This is a genomic window from Brachybacterium epidermidis, from assembly GCF_015209585.1.
Lineage (GTDB): Bacteria > Actinomycetota > Actinomycetes > Actinomycetales > Dermabacteraceae > Brachybacterium > Brachybacterium epidermidis.
Genome location: NZ_JADEYR010000022.1, coordinates 14,178 through 32,230, shown reverse-complemented (window position 1 = coordinate 32,230; position 18,053 = coordinate 14,178). Strand labels below are relative to the sequence as shown.

Annotated in this window: 13 protein-coding genes and 1 pseudogene; 4 read left to right on the top strand and 10 right to left on the bottom strand. The window is 74.1% G+C overall.

Annotated features, from left to right (window positions below):
• Positions 1 to 120: 120 nt before the first annotated feature.
• From IOE58_RS13600 to IOE58_RS13590, 3 genes and pseudogenes are all read right to left on the bottom strand, one after another.
• Positions 121 to 1,203: pseudogene (locus tag IOE58_RS13600) on the bottom strand (ATP-binding cassette domain-containing protein); the annotation flags it as partial.
• Between the two features lie 235 nt (positions 1,204 to 1,438).
• Complete coding sequence (locus IOE58_RS13595) at positions 1,439 to 2,044, bottom strand: HAD-IA family hydrolase (protein WP_228020200.1); 606 nt, start codon at positions 2,042 to 2,044, stop codon at positions 1,439 to 1,441.
• Between the two features lie 90 nt (positions 2,045 to 2,134).
• On the bottom strand, positions 2,135 to 3,271 hold the full coding sequence (locus tag IOE58_RS13590; protein ID WP_193866892.1) for a PDZ domain-containing protein: 1,137 nt from the start codon (positions 3,269 to 3,271) through the stop codon (positions 2,135 to 2,137).
• Positions 3,272 to 3,689: 418 nt separating this feature from the next.
• Here IOE58_RS13590 and IOE58_RS13585 point away from each other — a divergent pair, with 418 nt between their 5' ends.
• Together IOE58_RS13585 and IOE58_RS13580 are read left to right on the top strand one after the other, a co-directional pair.
• On the top strand, positions 3,690 to 4,892 hold the full coding sequence (locus IOE58_RS13585; protein WP_348982000.1) for a zinc-dependent metalloprotease: 1,203 nt from the start codon (positions 3,690 to 3,692) through the stop codon (positions 4,890 to 4,892).
• Entirely contained in the window at positions 4,889 to 5,482 is a 594-nt protein-coding gene (locus IOE58_RS13580) for an NUDIX hydrolase (protein ID WP_193866891.1), read from the top strand. The genes IOE58_RS13585 and IOE58_RS13580 overlap by 4 nt, the downstream gene beginning before the upstream one ends.
• Before the next feature lie 18 nt (positions 5,483 to 5,500).
• Here IOE58_RS13580 and IOE58_RS13575 read toward each other — a convergent pair whose 3' ends face one another.
• Positions 5,501 to 6,088, bottom strand: coding sequence for a M48 metallopeptidase family protein (locus IOE58_RS13575; RefSeq protein WP_193866890.1), 588 nt, complete (start codon positions 6,086 to 6,088; stop codon positions 5,501 to 5,503).
• 505 nt (positions 6,089 to 6,593) lie between these two features.
• Here IOE58_RS13575 and IOE58_RS13570 point away from each other — a divergent pair.
• On the top strand, positions 6,594 to 6,752 hold the full coding sequence (locus IOE58_RS13570; protein WP_010551122.1) for a DUF5679 domain-containing protein: 159 nt from the start codon (positions 6,594 to 6,596) through the stop codon (positions 6,750 to 6,752).
• A gap of 22 nt (positions 6,753 to 6,774) precedes the next feature.
• Here the strand turns inward: IOE58_RS13570 and IOE58_RS13565 are convergent, their stop codons facing one another.
• The 3 genes from IOE58_RS13565 to nudC form a co-directional block, all read right to left on the bottom strand.
• Positions 6,775 to 7,071: a WhiB family transcriptional regulator gene (locus IOE58_RS13565; protein ID WP_193866889.1), complete on the bottom strand. Its 297-nt coding sequence runs from the start codon at positions 7,069 to 7,071 to the stop codon at positions 6,775 to 6,777.
• A gap of 313 nt (positions 7,072 to 7,384) precedes the next feature.
• Positions 7,385 to 9,499 carry an ATP-dependent DNA helicase UvrD2 gene (locus IOE58_RS13560; protein ID WP_193866888.1) on the bottom strand — a complete coding sequence of 705 codons (2,115 nt, stop codon included), beginning with the start codon at positions 9,497 to 9,499 and terminating at the stop codon, positions 7,385 to 7,387.
• Positions 9,500 to 9,570: 71 nt separating this feature from the next.
• A complete protein-coding gene (gene nudC, locus IOE58_RS13555; protein WP_193866887.1) occupies positions 9,571 to 10,482 on the bottom strand; it encodes an NAD(+) diphosphatase in 912 nt (303 codons plus the stop codon).
• 48 nt (positions 10,483 to 10,530) lie between these two features.
• On the opposite strand from nudC, the gene IOE58_RS13550 reads away from it, so the two are divergent.
• Positions 10,531 to 11,478 (top strand): phosphotransferase, encoded by a 948-nt coding sequence (locus IOE58_RS13550; protein WP_193866886.1) that lies wholly within the window; start codon positions 10,531 to 10,533, stop codon positions 11,476 to 11,478.
• Here IOE58_RS13550 and IOE58_RS13545 read toward each other — a convergent pair whose 3' ends face one another.
• Genes IOE58_RS13545 through IOE58_RS13540 form a run of 3 tightly spaced genes read right to left on the bottom strand, consistent with a single transcriptional unit; the run spans position 11,479 to position 17,956 of the window.
• A complete protein-coding gene (locus IOE58_RS13545; RefSeq protein ID WP_348981999.1) occupies positions 11,479 to 14,241 on the bottom strand; it encodes an ATP-dependent helicase in 2,763 nt (920 codons plus the stop codon).
• On the bottom strand, positions 14,205 to 14,741 hold the full coding sequence (locus IOE58_RS14480; RefSeq protein ID WP_348981998.1) for a UvrD-helicase domain-containing protein: 537 nt from the start codon (positions 14,739 to 14,741) through the stop codon (positions 14,205 to 14,207). The genes IOE58_RS13545 and IOE58_RS14480 overlap by 37 nt, the downstream gene beginning before the upstream one ends.
• Entirely contained in the window at positions 14,738 to 17,956 is a 3,219-nt protein-coding gene (locus tag IOE58_RS13540) for a PD-(D/E)XK nuclease family protein (protein WP_228020195.1), read from the bottom strand. The genes IOE58_RS14480 and IOE58_RS13540 overlap by 4 nt, the downstream gene beginning before the upstream one ends.
• Positions 17,957 to 18,053: the final 97 nt, after the last annotated feature.

The window sequence follows — 18,053 nt, the reverse complement described above, 5'->3', positions numbered from 1 at the left end:
TGGATCGACTGGGAGGACGCGCACATCGGGATCGGGCTCCCGCACCCCGGCACCCAGGGCGGCCTCCCCCGCTCAGAGGCGCAGCAGCTCGAGTTCGCGCGTCTGGTCACCCACTACTGGGCCCACGCCGTTGGGGCCGATGACGCCGACGATGCCGTTGGGAGGCAGCGAGAAGGACAGATCGTCGATGAGCACCCGGTCGCCGAAGCCCTTCTTGAGGTTCTTCGCGTCGATCACCTGGGAGCCCAGGCGGGGGCCGGGCGGGATGGTGATCTCCTCGAAGTCGAGCTTGCGGGTCTGCTCGGCCTGGGCGGCCATCTCCTCGTAGCGGGCCAGGCGGGCCTTGGACTTGGCCTGGCGGCCCTTCGCGTTGGAGCGCACCCACTCGAGCTCGTCCTTGAGGCGCTTGGCGAGCTTGGCGTCCTTCTTGCCCTGGACGCTGAGGCGCTCCTCCTTCTTCTGCAGGTAGGTGGAGTAGTTGCCCTCGTAGGGGTACAGGTGACCGCGGTCCACCTCGGCGATCCACTGGGCGACGTGGTCCAGGAAGTACCGGTCGTGGGTGACGGCGATGACGGCGCCCTCGTACTGCTGCAGGTGCTGCTCCAGCCACAGCACGCTCTCGGCGTCGAGGTGGTTGGTGGGCTCGTCCAGCAACAGCAGGTCCGGCTTCTGCAGCAGCAGCTTGCACAGGGCCACGCGGCGGCGCTCGCCGCCGGAGAGGTGGGTGACGGGCTCGTCACCGGGCGGGCAGCGCAGGGCATCCATCGCCTGCTCGAGCTGGGAGTCGAGGTCCCAGCCGTTGGCGTTGTCGATCTCCGTCTGGAGCTTGCCCATCTCCTCCATCAGGGCGTCGAAGTCGGCATCGGGCTCGGCCATCTCCTCGCCGATGGCATTGAAGCGCTGCACCTTCTCATACAGCTCGCCCATGCCCTCCTGGACGTTCTCCAGGACCGTCTTGGACTCGTCCAGCGGGGGCTCCTGCAGCAGGATGCCCACGCTGTAACCGGGGCTGAGGCGGGCCTCGCCGTTGCTGGGCTGGTCCAGCCCGGCCATGATCTTCAGGATGGTGGACTTGCCGGCGCCGTTGGGGCCGACCATGCCGATCTTGGCGCCCGGGTAGAAGCTCATGGTGACGTCATCGAGGATGACCTTGTCGCCCACGGCCTTGCGGGCCTTGTACATGGTGTAGATGAACTCTGCCAACGTGGATTCCTGTCCGAAAAGGGGTAGCGGGGTCTCACCGGCGTGCCGCGGAACGGCACCGCTCGGGACGTCTCACGGTCACCGACTCTACCCGGAACGCCCCGTCCTCCGAGGCGCGGCACTGCGGTGCCCTCACGGATGAGAACGGGGTGGAGGGGCCGGTGTTCCCCCAAGGCCCCTGCCGGGGCTGGACCGGACGATCGCGGCGCTGGGCTGAGCACCGGCGGTCGGCCGCTCAGTCCAGGGGCACGCCCCTGGCGGCGAGAACCTCGCGGGCGATCTCGGTGCCGTGCCGCTCGGCCTGGTCGCCCTGCTCGCCGTTGCGGGGCCACAGGTGGGCGTCGATCCCCAGTGCACGTGCGGCGTCGACGTTCTCCTGCTTGTCGTCGAAGAAGATCACGGCCGAGGGGATGGACACGCCGCCGGTCTCGTGGGAGAGCGCCTGCAGCAGCACCTCGAAGATCTCGCGGTCGGGCTTGACGGCGCGCTCCTCCCCCGAGATCACCGCGAAGCTGAAGGCCTCGAACCAGTCGGCCCGGCGCACGGCCTGCCCGAAGGCGACCGAGGCGTTGGACAGCAGCGCCATCCGCACGTCGTTGCGGGCGAGATCGTGGATGAGCTCGCGGGATCGGGGATCCAGCGTCAGGAAGTAGCGGTTGTCGGCGTCCTGCAGCTCGGCGACCTCCTGCTCGCTGAGCTCCTCGACGGCGACGGAGCGCGCCACCGCGCCCCAGTAGTCCTCGCAACCGAGCTCACCGCTGTCGTAGGCCAGGCGCTCGGCCCACAGCGCGGCGCCGAGGGCATCGGCGTCACCGCCCAGCAGGGCGTGGACGTCGGGCATGGGGTCGTGGCCGTTGCTGAGGACCCCGCCGAAGTCGAAGACGACGGTGGGGCGGGGCGGTGCGGTGGCGCTTCCGGGGGCTCATCGGGCTCACTGGTCCTCACAGGTGGGAAGTCCGTCGACGCCGCCGGTGGCGGCGATGGTCTCGGTGGCCCTCAGCGCCTCGTCGAAGGAGCCGACGGCCACCACCTCGAGCCCATCGGGCTCGTAGCCGAGCACCTGATCGCAGTTGTCGCGGGGCGCGAGGAAGAACTCGGCGTCGGCGTCGCGGGCACCCACCATCTTCTGGCGGATCCCCCCGATGGAGCCGACGGTGCCATCGGGGGAGATGGTGCCGGTGCCGGCGATCGCGCGCCCCCCGGTGAGGGCACCCGGGGTGAGCTCGTCGTACACCGACAGGGAGAAGATCATGCCGGCACTGGGCCCTCCGATGTCGCCGACGGCGATCTCCACGTCCATCGGGAAGTCGTAGCCCTCGGAGAGCACCACACCGAGCCGGGGAGTGCCGTCGACGATCTCGGTGGGCACCTCCAGCGCCACCTCCTGGTCATCGCGGCGCACCGTGATCGGCAGCGCGCGGCCCTCCTCCGCACCCCGCACTAGGGCCTGGAACCCGGGCAGGTCCGCGGCGGTCTCGCCGTCGATCTCCAGCAGCACGTCACCGGGCTCGAGGTGGCCGTCGGCGGGGGCACCCTGCTGGACGCCGGCGATCATCACCACGGGCTCGTACTCGATGCCCAACTCTTCCAGGGCCACCGCCACGGCGCCCTGCTGGGAGGTGGACATCTGCACCGCATTGTCCAGGGTGGCCTGCTCGCGGGTCTGGTCCGGTGGGAACATGAGCTCACGCGGCATCACGGCCCGGCTGCGGTCGAACCAGGAGACCACCACGTCCACCGGGGTCACCACGTATCCGGGACCGCCGTCGACGGAGACGGTGGTCATCATCAGAGAACCGTCGGTGGGGTAGGTCTCCACCCCGTCGATCTGCACGATCTGCTCGTCGCGGTACTCCCCCAGCACGTCGATCGCCGGGCCGGGCTGCTCGATCACGTACGGCACCGGGATCAGGGCCCCGCCCAGGATCAGCGCGCACAGCAGCCCCAGCGAGACCAGCACGGTGCGCGGGTGGGCCAGCTGGGCGTCCTCGACGGCCTGGGAGGCGAGTCGGCGCAGGCCACGCCGACTCCGGGCGGGCGGCGCAGGGGCTCCGGTGGGATCACTCACCCCGACATTGTGCCCCACCACCAGCAACCCCCCGGGATGGCTGGGTACGCTGGCCGCCGACCCAACTGCGGAGGTGGCCAATGAGCGAGAACCCGATGTCGGGCGGACCCGGCGGCATGGACGAGGAGGCCCTCAAGCGCTTCCTGCAGGAGGCGTTCGGGGGTGCGATCCCCGAGGAGGCCCTGGACGGGCTGGACCTGTCCGCTCTCGCCCAGCAGGCGAACCTGCCGCAGGATCCGTCGCAGCTGCGGGCCGCCGCCGCGCAGATGCAGCACCTGTTCTCCGCGCAGGGCGACGGCCCCGTGAACTGGACTCTCGCCGAGGACGTGGCGCGCCGCACCGCCGCCGGGCAGGCGCAGATGCCGGGCCTGCCCGCCCCACCGGCACCCCGGGCGATCCCACGCCCACCGACGCGCAGGTGTCCGAGCTGCGTCAGGCCGCGCAGGTGGCGCGACTGTGGCTGGATCCGGTGCTGGCGATCGATGTGCCCTCCCAGGAGCTGGGGGTGCTCGGTCGCGGCACCTGGCTGTACCGCACCCTGCCGCGCTGGCAGTCCACCGTGGAGCCGGTCGCCAAGTACATGGCCGGAGCTATCGGCGAGGCCATCGCGGCGCAGCTGGGGCAGATGGACGAGAACCCGCTGCCGATGCCCGGTGACCCGGCCGCGATGATGGAGCGCTTCGGCGGCACCATGTTCGGCGTCCAGTTCGGCCACGCCATCGGCTCGCTGGCCCGTGAGGTCGCGGGCACCACCGACCTGTCGCTGCCCCTGGGGCCCGACGGCGCCCCCGCCCTGGTGGCCGCCAATGTGGAGGACCTGATCTCCTCCCACCAGCTGGATGCTCCCGCGGCCAGGATCTTCCTGGCCGCCCGGGAGATCGCCCATGCGGCGCTGTTCGCGGCGCACCCCTGGCTGGGCAGGGCCCTGTTCTCGGCGATCGAGGACTACGCCCGCGGCATCACCCTGGACCTGGATGCGCTGGACGAGATGGTGCGCGACCTGGACCTCTCGGACCCGAAGGCGCTGCAGGCCCGCCGCCCGGAGGAGATGTTCGTGTTCACCCGTCGGGCCTCGCAGGAGCGGGCCCTGGAGGAGCTGGCCACCACCCTCGCGCTGGTGGAGGCGTGGGTGGACCACGTGACCACGAAGGCCCTGGAGGGCAAGCTGCCGCAGCTGGAGGCGATGCGGGAGGTGCTGCGGCGCCGGCGCGCCACCGGCAGCCCCGCCGAGCAGATGCTGGCTGGCACCGTGGGCATCGAGCTGCGCCCGCGGCGGGTGCGGGAGGCCCTGGCCTGGTGGGAGAGCGTGCTGGCCACCGAGGGCGTGACCGGGCGCGAGGCGAAGTGGGACCACCCCGATCTGCTGCCCAGCGCGGAGGTGCTCTCCGGAAGGCCCCAGGCGCCGCGCCCCGAGGCCGCCGAGGACGAGGCGCTCTCGGACGTGGAGATCCCCGCGGACTTCGATGCGGAGCTGGAGAAGCTGCTGTCCGGCGAGGGGCAGCAGAGCGCTCCGCGCGAGGACGGCCAGGGCGGCCTGCGCGAGGAGGACGAACTCGACGGGACCGACGACGGGACCGATGACGACGGGACTGATCCCGATCCCGGGAACCGCCCCGCATGACCGCACCGCCTGAGCCGGCGCTGCAGCAGGTGCGGGCCGCGCGCTCCGCGGCCACCGGTGCGCGGATCGCCCGCCAGTACGAGTCGCTGCTGCAGCAGAACCCGCAGGCGGTATACCGCGACGGCGGCCCCGTGCACCTGACGGCCAGCGCGATCGTGGTGGACGCCCCGGGCGAGCACGTGGCCCTGGTGTGGCACCGCAAGGGACAGTTCTGGGTGCAGCCCGGCGGGCACCTCGAGCCCGGGGAGACCAGCCTCGAGGCGGCCGCCCTGCGCGAGGTCGCCGAGGAGACGGGTGTGCACGAGGTGCAGCGGATCGGCCCCGGCCCTGCGGTGCTGCACCAGCACCACCTGGCCGCGGCCTTCGGTTCCTGCCGGGCCCACTGGGACGTGCAGTACCTGCTGCGCACCCCGCGGCCGGCCGCCGCGACCCCGTTGCGACCCAGCGAGGAGTCCCCCGAGGTGATCTGGGCGCCGTGGCCGCTGCTGGCAGGCGCCCGCAGCAGGCAGCGATCCCTGCCGGCGGGCACGGTCGCGGACCTGGAGGAGACCCTGGAGCTGCTGGGCACGTGGGCGGCCCGGCACTGGTGAGGGCACAGGAGGTGGGGGCTAGTCCCTCGCCTCCCGAGGTTCGTCCGGTTCCCGGGGTGCGGGCAGGTCCTGCTCCCAGGCCACTCCCTCGAGGAACCCGCGGGCGCGCTGCGCCTGCGGGTACCGGTCCATCAGGGCCTGGAATTCCGGCCCGTGGCCCGGCACCAGCAGGTGCACCAGTTCGTGCACCAGCACCGAGTCCACCACCCACGAGGGCATGCCCTGCAGCCGGGACGAGAGGCGGATGCTGCCCTCCGTCGGGGTGCAGGAACCCCAGCGTCGCTGCTGCCGGGTGGACCACTGCACGGAGGTGGGCCGGGCCCGGGAATCGAGGTACAGCTCACTGAGCTCGACCGCTCGAGCGGCGAGCTGCTCGTCGCTGCGGCGGGGCGCGATGGTGCGCTCCTCCTTGCGCGAGAGCTGATCGATCATGCGCCGCACCCACTGCGCCTCCTCGCGCCGGCTCATCGAGGCGGGGATCGCGACCACCAGATCGCCCTCGCGCCGGGTGATGGACACGCTGCGGCGCCGACGGGCGGATCGGCGCACCAGCACACGCTCCCCGCGGGGACCGGTGACGCCGGGATGAGGGTGCAGATCGGGCATGCGGCCAGCCTCGCACGGATCCGCACGAAGTTTTTGCTCCACAGGCTGTGCATGGCATCACTGCTGGTCGCGGTGTTGCGGGCGGTGGATCACGAGGTTCCTCCACAGCCGCCCCACCGTCATCCGCACACTGTCCACACAAGCGCGCGGGTTGTCCACAGGGCGTCCCCCGGACGCCTTTGACCCGCCCCGCCCCGAGGGGCTACGTTTCCCTGAACGTGGAGCCCCGGGATAACTAGCAGGACGCACACGGGGAAGGTGCGCGTGGTGCTGAGCGCCCCCGGGGCTCCACGGTCCGTGCGGCCGGATCCGGCTGTCCGGACCCCTGCCGTCGGCGCGGCGCACGCACTTCCTCGGCTCCCCGCAGGAGCCCCCCAGCCCGAAGCGTGCGCCGCACCGCCCGGCACGAGAACGGCATGAGATCCGTTCTCGACTCGTTCCCGTCCCGGCACGGCGTTACAGTGAGCCGACAGCCCGAACCCGACAATATGAACGAGGAGCCGACATGGCCGACGAGACCTACGCCGGAGAGTTCTACTGCGTGAAGTGCCGCGAGAAGCGCGAGGCCGAGGGGAACGTGGTCGTCTCCAACGGCCGCCGCATGGCCAAGGCCGTGTGCCCCGAGTGCGGCACCAAGCTCAACCGCATCCTCGGCAAGGCCTGAGCGCCCACCGAGAGCGCGCCGCTCACGCGGCGCTCTTCCGAGGCCGGCCCCGTCCTCGCTTCACGGCGATGACGCGGCCGGCTTCGAGTATCTGACCGCCCCACACGCCCCAGGGCTCACCGCGCTGGAGCGCACCCTCGAGGCAGGCCTCACGCAGGGGGCAGCCCGAGCACAGCTCCTTGGCCCGCTCGAGCTCCGCCGGGCGTTCGGCGAAGAACAGATCGGCGGCCTCCGGGTCGTGGCAGGGCAGGCTGGTGACCGCAGCGGTGTGCGCGGTGGAGACCGGCAGCAGGCCGGCGAGGGTGGAAGAAGAAGTCATCGTCTCGCTGCTTCGAAGATCGTCGTGGAACGGCCCGTGGGGGCGAAGGGAGGGAGGCGCCGGTGCCGCCCTCACCGCGAGGCGAGAGCCTCGTCAGCTCAGCGACGACACCGTCGGGGCATAGCCCCGCAGGCGCAGTGGGTGGGGTGCGCGAAGAAGGGCACCACCGACCGCTTCGAACTGATTGCCGATCATGGCGACACCTCCTCTCCTGTGCGCATGCCCCGGTGTCCCGGACCACGACGTGGACGATTGACGAGCGTGAGTCTACATGGCCCCCACACCCCGTCACATCTTTTTTTGACCTGCGGTTCTACTGCTGCGCCAGCAGCTCCAGCACCTGCTGGCCGTACCTCTCGAGCTTGGCGGGACCGATGCCGGGCACGCCCAGCAGCTCCTGCTCGGTGCGGGGCATCCGTTCGGCGAGGGCCTCGAGGGTGGCGTCGGTGAACACGGTGTAGGCAGGGGCGCCCGTGGCGCGGGACTGCTCCAGGCGCCAGGCGCGCAGCGCGTCCATCACCTGCTCGCTCGCGGTGGGTGGGCAGCCGGCGTGCCGACCGATGCGCTGCTCCCGGGTCCCCGTGAGGGCTCCCCCGCACGAGCGGCACTCGGAGTACACGGTGGCGCTGCGGCGCCCGGTGCGGCGCGGGCTCGCCCCCGCTCCCCCACCCTTGGCGGAGGGGTGGTCCAGCACGCCGTCCAGGAAGCGGGAGGGCTTGCGCGATCCCCGGGCGCCCGGGTTCCGCGCCGCCGACCAGGTGACGGTGAGCAGGTCACGGGCCCGCGTGAGGGCCACGTAGAACAGGCGCCGCTCCTCCTCGACCTCGGACGGTGTCTTCGCCATGGAGATCGGCAGCAGGCCGTCGCTGGCCCCCGCCACGAACACCACCGGCCATTCCAGGCCCTTGGCGGCGTGCACGGAGGCGAGGGTGACGCCCTCCACCACGGGGGCGGACTGCGCCTCGGCGCGCTCCTCGAGCTCGCCCACCACGTCCTCGATGCCCGCACCGGGCCGGGCCAGGACCGTCTGCGCCAGGCCCACCAGGGCGTTCAGCGAGTCCCAGCGGTCCCGCACCGCACCGGTGGACTCGGGGGCCTCGGGCCGCCAGCCCTGCTGGGACAGGACGTCGCGCACCGCCTGCAGCGGTTCGACCTGCTCCACGCGGGCCGCGGCGCGCAGCGCCACCATCGCCCGGCGCACCTCCTGGCGCTCGAAGAAGCGCTCCCCCCCGCGCACCAGGTAGCCGATGCCACGCCCGGTGAGGGCCTGCTCGAACGCCTCCGACTGGCTGTTGGTGCGGAACAGCACGGCCACGTCCGCGGCGGTGACCGGGGCACCGGGGCGACCCTGCTCGATCAGCTCCGCGATGCGGGCGGCGATCCCCTCGGCCTCGGCCTGGTCGTCGGGGAAGGACTCGATCAGCGGCGGCGGGCCGTCCTCGCGCTGGGAGGCCAGGGTCAGGCGGTGCTGCCGGGTGCGGCCCTGGGCGCCGTCCAGCACGGTGTTGGCCATGCGCACGATCTGGGGGGTGGAGCGGTAGTTGCGCTCCAGCCGGATGGTGCGGGCGCGCTTGAACTCGCGGGGGAAGTCCAGCAGGTAGGAGGCCCGGGCGCCGGCGAAGGTGTAGATGGTCTGGGCGGCATCGCCCACCACGCACAGGTCGTCGGAGGTGCCCAGCCACAGGCGCAGCAGCGCGTGCTGGAGAGCGGAGACGTCCTGGTACTCGTCCACCACGAAGTGGCGGTACTGGGCGCGCACCTCACGGGCGACGTCCGCCCGCTCGCTGAGGAAGCCCACCATGTGCAGCAGCACGTCCTCGAAGTCGATGACGCCGCGCTCCTTCTTGACCTCCTCGTACTGGGTGAGGATGCGGGAGATGGAGCGGGAGTCGAAACCGGCCACCCCGGGGCGGCGGGATCGCGCGGCGGCCTCGGGGTAGCTCTCCGGGGTGAGCATGGTGACGCGGGACCACTCGACCTCGGCGACGATGTCGCGCAGCGCCGCCCGGTCCACGCTCATGTGCAGCCGCCGACAGGCCTCCCCCACCCCGGCGAACTTGTTCGGCATGATCTCGGGCATGGGGCCGCCCCCCACACGCGGCCAGAAGTGGCGCAGCTGCCGCAGGGCGGCGGCGTGGAAGGTGCGGGCCTGCACCGCGGGCACCCCCAGGTCCCGCAGCCGTGAGCGCATCTCCGCGGCGGCCTTCGAGGTGAAGGTGACGGCCAGCACGTGCCGGGGGTTCAGCTGCCCGGTGGCCACCCCGTAGGCGATGCGGTGGGTGATGGCGCGGGTCTTCCCGGTGCCGGCACCGGCCAGCACGCACAGCGGGGTGCCGAAGCTGCTGGCGACCTCGCGCTGCTCGGGGTCGAGCGCAGCGAGGATGTCCTCGGCACTGGGTTCAGGGACGGGGGCGGGCTGGTCGGTCATCGTCCCCCAGTCTGCCAGCGAGCTGTGACAGGCGGGCATCCGTGTGGACGCGCCGCGCGGAGGGCCCGGTCTCATCCCTCCTGCGTCAGCCAGTCGTCGATCAGTGCGCGTCCCAGAGAGGAGCTGCCGGGCAGGTCGATCCGCTCGGCGGCGAGCTCCTCGCGCAGCTGCTCGCGGGTGAACCATCGGGCCTCGGCGATCTCGTCCTCCTGCAGAACCAGGGAGGGGGTGCCGTCGGCCCAGGCCCGGTAGCCGAGCATCAGGGAGCGCGGGAAGGGCCAGGGCTGGCTGCCCACGTACTCCACGGTGTGCACGTGCAGTCCCACCTCCTCGGCGACCTCCCGCACCACGGCACCCTCGAGGGTCTCCCCCGGTTCCACGAACCCCGCCAGCACCGAGTGGAAACGGCCCCGGAAGTGGGCGTTGCGCGCCAGCAGCAGCCGGTCGCGCTCATCGCGCACGCCCATGATCACGGCGGCGTCGGTGCGGGGGAAGTGCTCGCTGCCGTCCTCACGGCAGCGCAGCACCCAGCCTCCGGCCTCTGCCTCCAGCAGCTCCCCGCAGGCCGGGCAGTGCCGCGTCGCCCGGTGCCAGGAGCCCATCGCCACGGCCGCGAGCGCCAGGTCGGCGTCGGCCGGGACCAGCTGGTCGGCCACATGGCGAAGGTCGCGCAGGTCGCGCCCGGGGTCGTCGAGCTCGGGGCTGGGCTCGGGGATCTCCACGGCGAGCACCCGCAGCCCCTCCCTCCGCCCCAGGAAGACCAGGGGCTGGTGGGTCCCGGCGCGCGGGTCCTCGCTCTCCAGCAGCAGGCCGACGGTGCCGTCCTCCGCCTCGGTGACAGCGGCGGCGCCGGCGCGGGTGACGAGGTAGCGGGCATCGTCCCCGGGGGCGAGCACCTCGGGCTCGATGCGCAGCAGCGCCTCCCGATCGGACTCCAGCAGGGTCAGGGGTGTGCGCAGGTGCGGTCCACGAACTCTCGCCATGCTCGAAGCCTACGGGGATCGAGCAGCACCGGCAGGTACGGTGGGCTCGTGCATCGCAACTCCTACTCCCTCGCAGCGCTCGCCGCGGCGGCGGTCCCCGGGCTCGTCCCGGTGCGGACCACCCCGATCGCCACCCCGGCCGAGGATCTCGACGTGGCCGGCGTGGTCGGTGAGGACGCCCGTCGCGTGGTGGTCTCCTCCCCCGCCTCGACCGCGGCCGGGCTGCGCCTGGAGAAGGACCTGCGGGTGGCCGACGCGCTCACCGGCTCCCCCCTGCGCGGAGTGGTCCCCCCGGTGCTGGGCTTCGTGAAGCTGCCCGAGGGCGGCCGGGCGGTGATCAGCCAGGCCCCGGCCGGGCGTCCCCTGATGCTGGAGGACCTCACCTCCTCCTCGGCCCTGGCACGCTCCCTGGGCGTGGTGATCGCCCGCATCCACACCGTTCCCCGCTACGCGGCGGAGGCCGCGGGGGTGGAGTCGTTCACCGCCCCCGCGCTGCGCGCCCAGCACGCCGAGCACCTGCGCCGCGCCCAGCAGGGCGGCCACCTTCCCGCGGCCGTGGCGCAGCGCTGGGAGCATCTGCTGGCCGATGAGGAGCTGTGGGACTTCACCCCGCAGTTCGTCCACGGCGACATGAGCGAGGAGAACCTGTTCGGCTCGGGGGACCGGATCAGCGCGGTGCAGGACTGGTCCTCCGCGCGGGTGGCCGATCCCGCCTCGGACCTGGCGTGGCTGATCTCCACCCTGGAGCCGGAGCTGTTCGACGAGCTGTACGCGGCCTACCGCGAGGAGCTGCCCACCGCGAGCCATCCGCGCCTGGTGGAGCGGGCGCAGGCGCTGGGCGAGTTCGCGGTGCTGGAGTGGCTGCTGCACGGCCTGGACACCGGCGACGAGACGATCGTCTCGGACGCCCGCGGCATGATCGAGGATCTCGACCGGGATCTGGCGCAGCTGGCCCGCGAAGAGGCCGAGCGCACCTACGACGGCCTGCAGGGCTGATCACCTCCCCGTCAGCATCTGCGCGATCGTCTGCGCCGAGGGGTGGCGCCGCACCTCGTGCGTGGTGCCGTCGGGCACGAAGTGGAAGGCGGTGCGGATCCGTCCCAGCGGCAGCCCGGTGCGCTCGTGCCAGGCCAGTCGGTACAGCGACAGCTGCAGGGCCATGTCCCGCAGGCGTGAGGGTGCGGGGGTGCGGCCCGTCTTCCAGTCCACGATGATCACTCCCCCCGCATCGCCGCTGCCGTCGGTGCCCTCGGGGTCGGCGAAGACCGCGTCGATGATGCCGCGCACCGCGATGCCGCCCACGCGGGTCAGCACCGGCTGCTCCACCGCGATCGGGGTGCGCCCAGCCCATTCGGAGGCGGCGAAGGCCTCACGCAGCGCGGTGGCGTCCTCGCTGCCCTCGGTCTCCTCCACCAGGTCCTCGGTCAGCTCCGCGAGGTCCTCGAGGTCCAGCAGAGCGGCGCCCTCGTAGCGGCCCTCCAGCCAGGCATGGAAGGCGGGGCCCCGGCGGGCCGCGGCGGAGGGGCGTCGGGGCAGGGGGCGCAGCAGGTCCTGGGCAGCGGCGGTCGGGTCCTGCGCCTGCCGCACCACCTGGGAGGCCGACAGCCGCGGCGGGGAGTGCACGACGGGCCGGGCCTGCTGGTCGCGCAGGTCCGCGAGGGTGCGGCGCACGGTCTCGGCGAGGCGCTCGTCGCGCAGCTGCACGCCCGGCGCCTCGTGCTGGGCGGCGTGCAGCAGATCCTCGGCACGGTCCCGCCTCTGCTCGGCGGGACCGGGGGCGGGCGGCCACGGGGCCTGCTGCTGCACGGAGTCCAGAGGGTTCTGCTCGGGCACCTCCTGCCGCCGGCGGAACGGCTCGGGCACCAGGGGGGCGACCTCGGCGAGGTAGCGGGAGCGGGGCCGGGCAGTGGCAAGGCCGGTGCGCCAGGCGGCGGAGCTGAGCAGCAGGCGCCGGCGGGCACGGGTGACGGCCACGTACATGAGCCGGCGGTCCTCCCGCAGGGACTCCTCGCCCTGGTCGAACTGGAACTGCTCGATCAGCGCCTCGGCGTCGACCTGGGTGTCGGCCTGGGCCCAGGCGAGCTCGGGCAGGGTGTGCGCATCGCCGCGCAGCCCGGTGGGCACGGAGGCGGTCGCGGTGGGGCCCAGCCAGCCGCTGGCCGCCACTCGCACCCGGCCGGTCTCGTCCGTGCGCGCCCGCCGCAGGTCGTAGGAGGGCACGGTGCCCTCGGTGAGCCCGGCCACCGCCACCAGGTCCCATTCCAGCCCCTTGGCGGAGTGCATGGTCACCACGGTCACGGCGTGCGGGTCACGGGTGTGCTCGGGCGGGGCGGTCACGGCGAGGCCCGCCTCCTCGTCCTCGCTGATCTCCAGCAGGTCCAGGTAGGCGGCCAGGCCCGCGTGCTGGGCGGTGCGCTCGAAGGAGGAGGCGTGCTCGCGCAGGGCCTCCAGGTCCGCCAGGGCGCGCCCGCCGCTGTCCTGCTCCAGCAGGGCCAGGTCCACCTCGAGGGCGTGCACGGCGGCGGTGATGAGGTCCGGCAGGGGCAGCGGCAGCAGCCGGCGGATGCTCCGCAGCAGGGCCTGCACCTGGAGCAGCCGCCCCCGGCCGACGGTGCTGAGCACGCGGCCCTCCGGGTCGGTCCAGCCCTCCGGCGGGAGGTCGTCGACGGCGTCCACCAGGGACACCTCCTCGGCCTCGTCGCCGCCGGAGCGGCGGCCGGGCGCGAGGCGGTCCCGCCACCTGCCCAGCACGGCCAGGTCGCGGGCGCCGAGGCGGAACCGCGGCCCGGTGAGCAGGCGCATCAGGGCATCCCCGCGGGTGGGGTCGTGGGCGCACTGCAGCAGGGCCCGCACATCGGCCACCTCGGGGCGGTGCAGCAGGCCCCCCAGGCCCACCACCTCGACCGCGAGCCCGGCCTCCTCCAGTCCCTCGACCAGGGCGGGGATCTGGCGGCGGGCCCGCACCAGCACGGCCGCGCTGGGCATCTCGTCCGCGGGGGACTCGGCGCGGCGGCGCTGGATCCAGTCGGCGACGGCGCGAGCCTCGGCGCGCTCGTCGGCGGCCTCGCAGATCTCCACCGCGCCCTCCCCGGCCCCGGGTCGTGCCTCGAGCTGCGGGATGGTGATGCCCTCCCCTGCCGCCCGAAGCGGGCCGGCCAGGCGGTTGGCGACCTCGAGCACCGCCTGGTCGTTGCGCCAGGAGGTGGACAGGGTGCGCTGGGCGACGGGCTGCTGCTGGGTCGCGAAGGCCTCGGCGAAGCCGGCCAGGGAAGCGGCCGAGGCGCCGCGCCAGCCGTAGATCGCCTGCTGCGGGTCGCCCACCGCGCAGGCGGGGTGGCCGGGCCCGAACAGGTCGGTGAGCATCCGCAGCTGTGCCACGGAGGTGTCCTGGAACTCGTCCAGCAGCACCACGCGGTGCATGCGCCGTGCCAGGCGGCCGGCGGCGGGGACCTCGCGGGCGATGCGGGCGGCCAGGGACACCTGGTCGGCGAAGTCGAGGGCGCCGCGCTCCCGGCGCACCGCCGCGAAGCGCTCCAGCAGCGGCACCAGGGCCAGCCTGGTCTCGATCGAGTCGAGCGCGGCGGCCACCTTCTTCGGGGTGGTGCGGCGCCGTCCCTCCACCTGCAGCGGGATCCCCGTGAGGTGGTCGCGGATCTGCTCGAGGTGCTCGCGCAGCTGCTGGGGGGTCACGAGATGGTCGGCGAGGGAGGAGGTCAGGGAGATCAGGGCGGCGGTGAGGGTGGCCGGGGAGGCCTCCACGTCCAGGAATCGCCCCAGGACTCGACGATGCCGTGGGCCAGCTGCCAGGAGGCGGAGGTGGACATCATGGTGAGGTCCGGGTCCACGCCGAGGGCGAGGGCGTGCTCGCGCACCAGGTCCAGGGCGAAGCCGTTGTAGGTGTGGACCACGGGGCGCTGGCCCACCAGGTCGTCGCCCCCGCGCTCGAGGCCGGGCGGCAGGGGCAGTCCCTCGGCGCGCAGGGCGTCGGCCAGCGCCCCCAGGCGGGCGGCGATGCGGGCCGACAGCTCGTGGGCGGCCTTGCGGGTGAAGGTCAGGCCCAGCACCTGGCGGGGCTGCACGTGGGCGTTCGCGATCAGCCACACCACCCGGGAGGCCATGGTCTCCGTCTTGCCGGAGCCGGCCCCGGCCACCACCAGCATGGGGGCCAGGGGCGCCTCGATCACGGCGGTCTGCTCCGCGGTGGGGGGCGGCTGCTCGAGCAGGGCTGCCAGGCGGGCGGCGGACAGAGGGGTGTTCACAGCTGCGCCCCCTCGGGCTGCAGGGGGCAGGAGGAGCGCACCGCGCAGCGGGTGCAGTGGGAGTTCAGGCGCGCGATCACCCGGGCCCCGGAGACGTCGGCGGCCACCTGGTGCACGACGGTGTCGAACCAGGCCGGGTCCTCGGCGCGGGTGAGCGCCTGCTGGGTGCGCACCGCGGCCGTGCGGCCCCCGGTGCCGACGTGCACCAGCTGGGCACCGGCGAGGTGCCGGGGCGCATCGGGGCCCAGCTGATCGGCGAGCGCTCCCTCGCGCACGGCCGCCTGGTAGGCGGCCAGCTGCAGGTCCTGCTCGGTGGCCTTGGCGGTCTTGGCGACGCGGCCGGTCTTGAGGTCCACCACGCGGATGGTTCCCGTATCCCCCTCGATGCGGTCCACGGTGCCGCGCAGCAGCACCGGGCCCAGTGCGACCTCGAAGGGCGCCTCGACGGCGAGCGGGGGCGGGGAGGCGGCCAGGTGGGCGGCGAGCAGCTGTGCGGCGTCCTCCGCGCGCCGCACGCGGCGGCGGCCGGACCAGGTGTCGGCACCGGGCAAGTCCCGCAGCAGGGAGTGCAGCTGCTCCAGGAGGTCCTGCCCACCGCGGGGATGGTCCTGGGCCAGGCGGTGCAGGGCGGTGCCGATGCTCTGGGCCGGCCCGGAGCCGCGGGAGCCACCGGCGCGCTCCATCAGCCAGGACTGGGGACAGTCGTCGGCGCGCTCGAGGGCGGAGGGCGAGAGGCGGATGGGCGCCCCGGGCTCCTGCAGCGGCGCGGTGGAGCTGGGCTGCTGGTGGTACCACTGCTCCGGCTGGGCTCCGGGCGCCCCGGCCGCACCGAGGGCCGCCAGGGCCAGGGCGGCGTCTCGAGCGCGTTCCGGGTCGGGGTGGTGCAGCGCCCGCCTGAGGGCGGCCACCAGGCGGCGGGGGTCCGGGGCGGGCCCCGGGTCCGCGCGCAGGGCCTCGAGGTCGAGCCAGTCGCCCTCGGCGATGTCCTCCAGCACGTCGAACAGGGCCGACGGGGTGTGGTCGTCGTCCTCGACGGCGGTGACCAGGACGTGGCGGCGGGCACGGCCCAGGGCGCTGACCGCCAGGCGCAGCTCATCGGCGATCACCTGTTCGCGCTGCACGGCGCGCAGGGCCTCCGGGTCCTGCGGCAGCTGGGAGCCGGCGCGCCCTCCGGCCAGCAGGGAGAGCTCGACGGCGCCCAGCAGGGTGGAGCGCAGACGCAGGTCAGGCCACACGCCTTCCTGCAGGCGGGCCAGCACCACCGCCTCGCGGTGCCGGCCGGCGATCTGGGCGGGGGTGAGCACCTCGACGCTGCCCCGGGGAGCGGCCGACGGCGCGAGAGTGTCCTCGACCACGGCCTGGGAGCGCACCTGCTCGATCAGGTCCAGGGGCCGGGCGCCGGGTCGCCTGTCGGTGAGGCGCTCGGCGGCGGCGAACAGCTCCAGCAGGGCGTCCAGGCGGCTGCCGGCCAGGCGGGCACGGGCACCCTCGGACCCGTGGCGCGCACCGAGAGCGGCGGCGCGCCACCCTGTGGCCAGGCCGGAGGCGTCCCAGGCCGCCCACAGGACCTCGGCCGCGCTGCCCTCGCGGTGCTCGCGGGCGGCGGTGATCATGGCCCGGATCCGGTGCACCGGGGCGGCGGTGCGGCCGCGAGCGTCCGGGGCGGGCAGCCCGGGGACGTCCGAGTGCAGCAGTGCACGCGCCAGCAGCTGCTGGCTGTCGGCGTGCTCGCCGGCGGAGTCCTCGGCGGGTGCGGCCTGCAGCAGGAGGCGGCGGATGCGGCGCAGACGCAGGGCGTCGGCGTCGCCGAAGGGGCCGTGCAGCAGCGCAGTGGCGGTCAGCGGGTCGATCTGCTCCACGCCGGTCGCACCGATCTCGACCAGTCGCAGCAGGTCCTGGACCACGGGCTCCTCGCGCAGCGGGCGGGGGCGGCGCGGTGTGCGCACGGGCAGGCCGGTGCGGGTGAGCAGATCGGCGAGCTCGGCGACGGCGGCGCCCGAACGGCACACCACGGCCATCCGGTCGTAGGGGATCTGCTCGCGGTGGTGCAGGTCCCGCAGCGCGGAGGCGATGAGGTGGGCCTCCTCGGCCCGGTCCGAGGCGCGCAGGGCCTGGACGCCGCCCCGCTGCCCGTCGGCACCGGCCCGGGACGGCGGTGCCTCGCGTCGGCGGGTGGCAGCGGGCGCCCCGGCCAGCGGGAGCCGCCAGCGCAGGGCCGCGGCGGCATCGACGATGCGGGCATCGACGCGGTGGGCACCGGCCAGCACCACCTCGTGCACGAGCCCGGGCAGCTGCTCGCGCAGGCGCGCGGCGGCATCCGGCAGGGCCCCGCGGAAGGTGTCCACGGCGGCATCCGGGCAGCTGGTGGCGAGCACCGATGCCCCGGTGGCGGCCAGCGCCACGACCAGGGCGATGCCGGCGGCGGTGAGGTCCTGTGCGTCGTCGACGACGACGGCCCGTGCCGGGGGCGAGACGGTCCCCTCGCTCACCAGGCGGGCGGCGCGGCGCACCAGGGAGCCGGCGTCGAGTCGGGGGCCGGCATCGAGGGCGGCGGCGGATTCGAGGTCCAGCACGCCCAGGTAGTCCCGCAGCACCGCCGCGGCATCGCGCCAGGCCGGCCGGTCGTGCTCGAGGCCGAGCCGCTCGAGGCCGGCCGGGCCGAGCCCGAGCTCGGCAGCGCGGGCCAGGACGTCCCGCAGCTCCGTGCGGAAGCCCGGCAGGGTGCGTGCGGCGGGCTCCACCTCGAGGTGCCATGCAGTGCGGGCGGCGATGAGGTCGGCCAGCAGGGCGTCCTGCTCCGCACCGGTGACCAGGGAGGGCTCACCGCGGCCGGCGGCCAGGGCGGCGGCGCGCAGCACGGAGTACCCCAGGGCCGCAGGGGTGGCCACCCGCACACCGGGGGTGCCGTGCGCGGCCAGGGCATCGCGCAGGTGGGCGGCGGTGGCCCGGCGAGGAGCCATCAGCAGCACCTCGCCGCCGTGCTCCTGGGAGAGAGCGGCTGCGGCGCTGAGGGCCAGGGCCGTGCGCCCGGTGGCGGGGCCACCGTGGGCGAGCACATGGCGGCCCTCCCTCACGTGGTCCGCCGCGGTGGCCTGTGCGGGAGCCAGCTGCTCCAGGGGCAGCACCGGGGGCACCGCTGACGGGTCGGGCCCCAGCAGGGTGAGCGCACCGGCCCCCATACCATCGGGGCCGGGGCGGGCGGGGGCGTTCTGCATGGATCCATTGCACCGCATGGGTGCGACGAGCGAGGCGGAGTATGGTGGCCGACCACCGCTCAGGTGCCTCGCATCACACGCGTCACTCGGAGGTCGC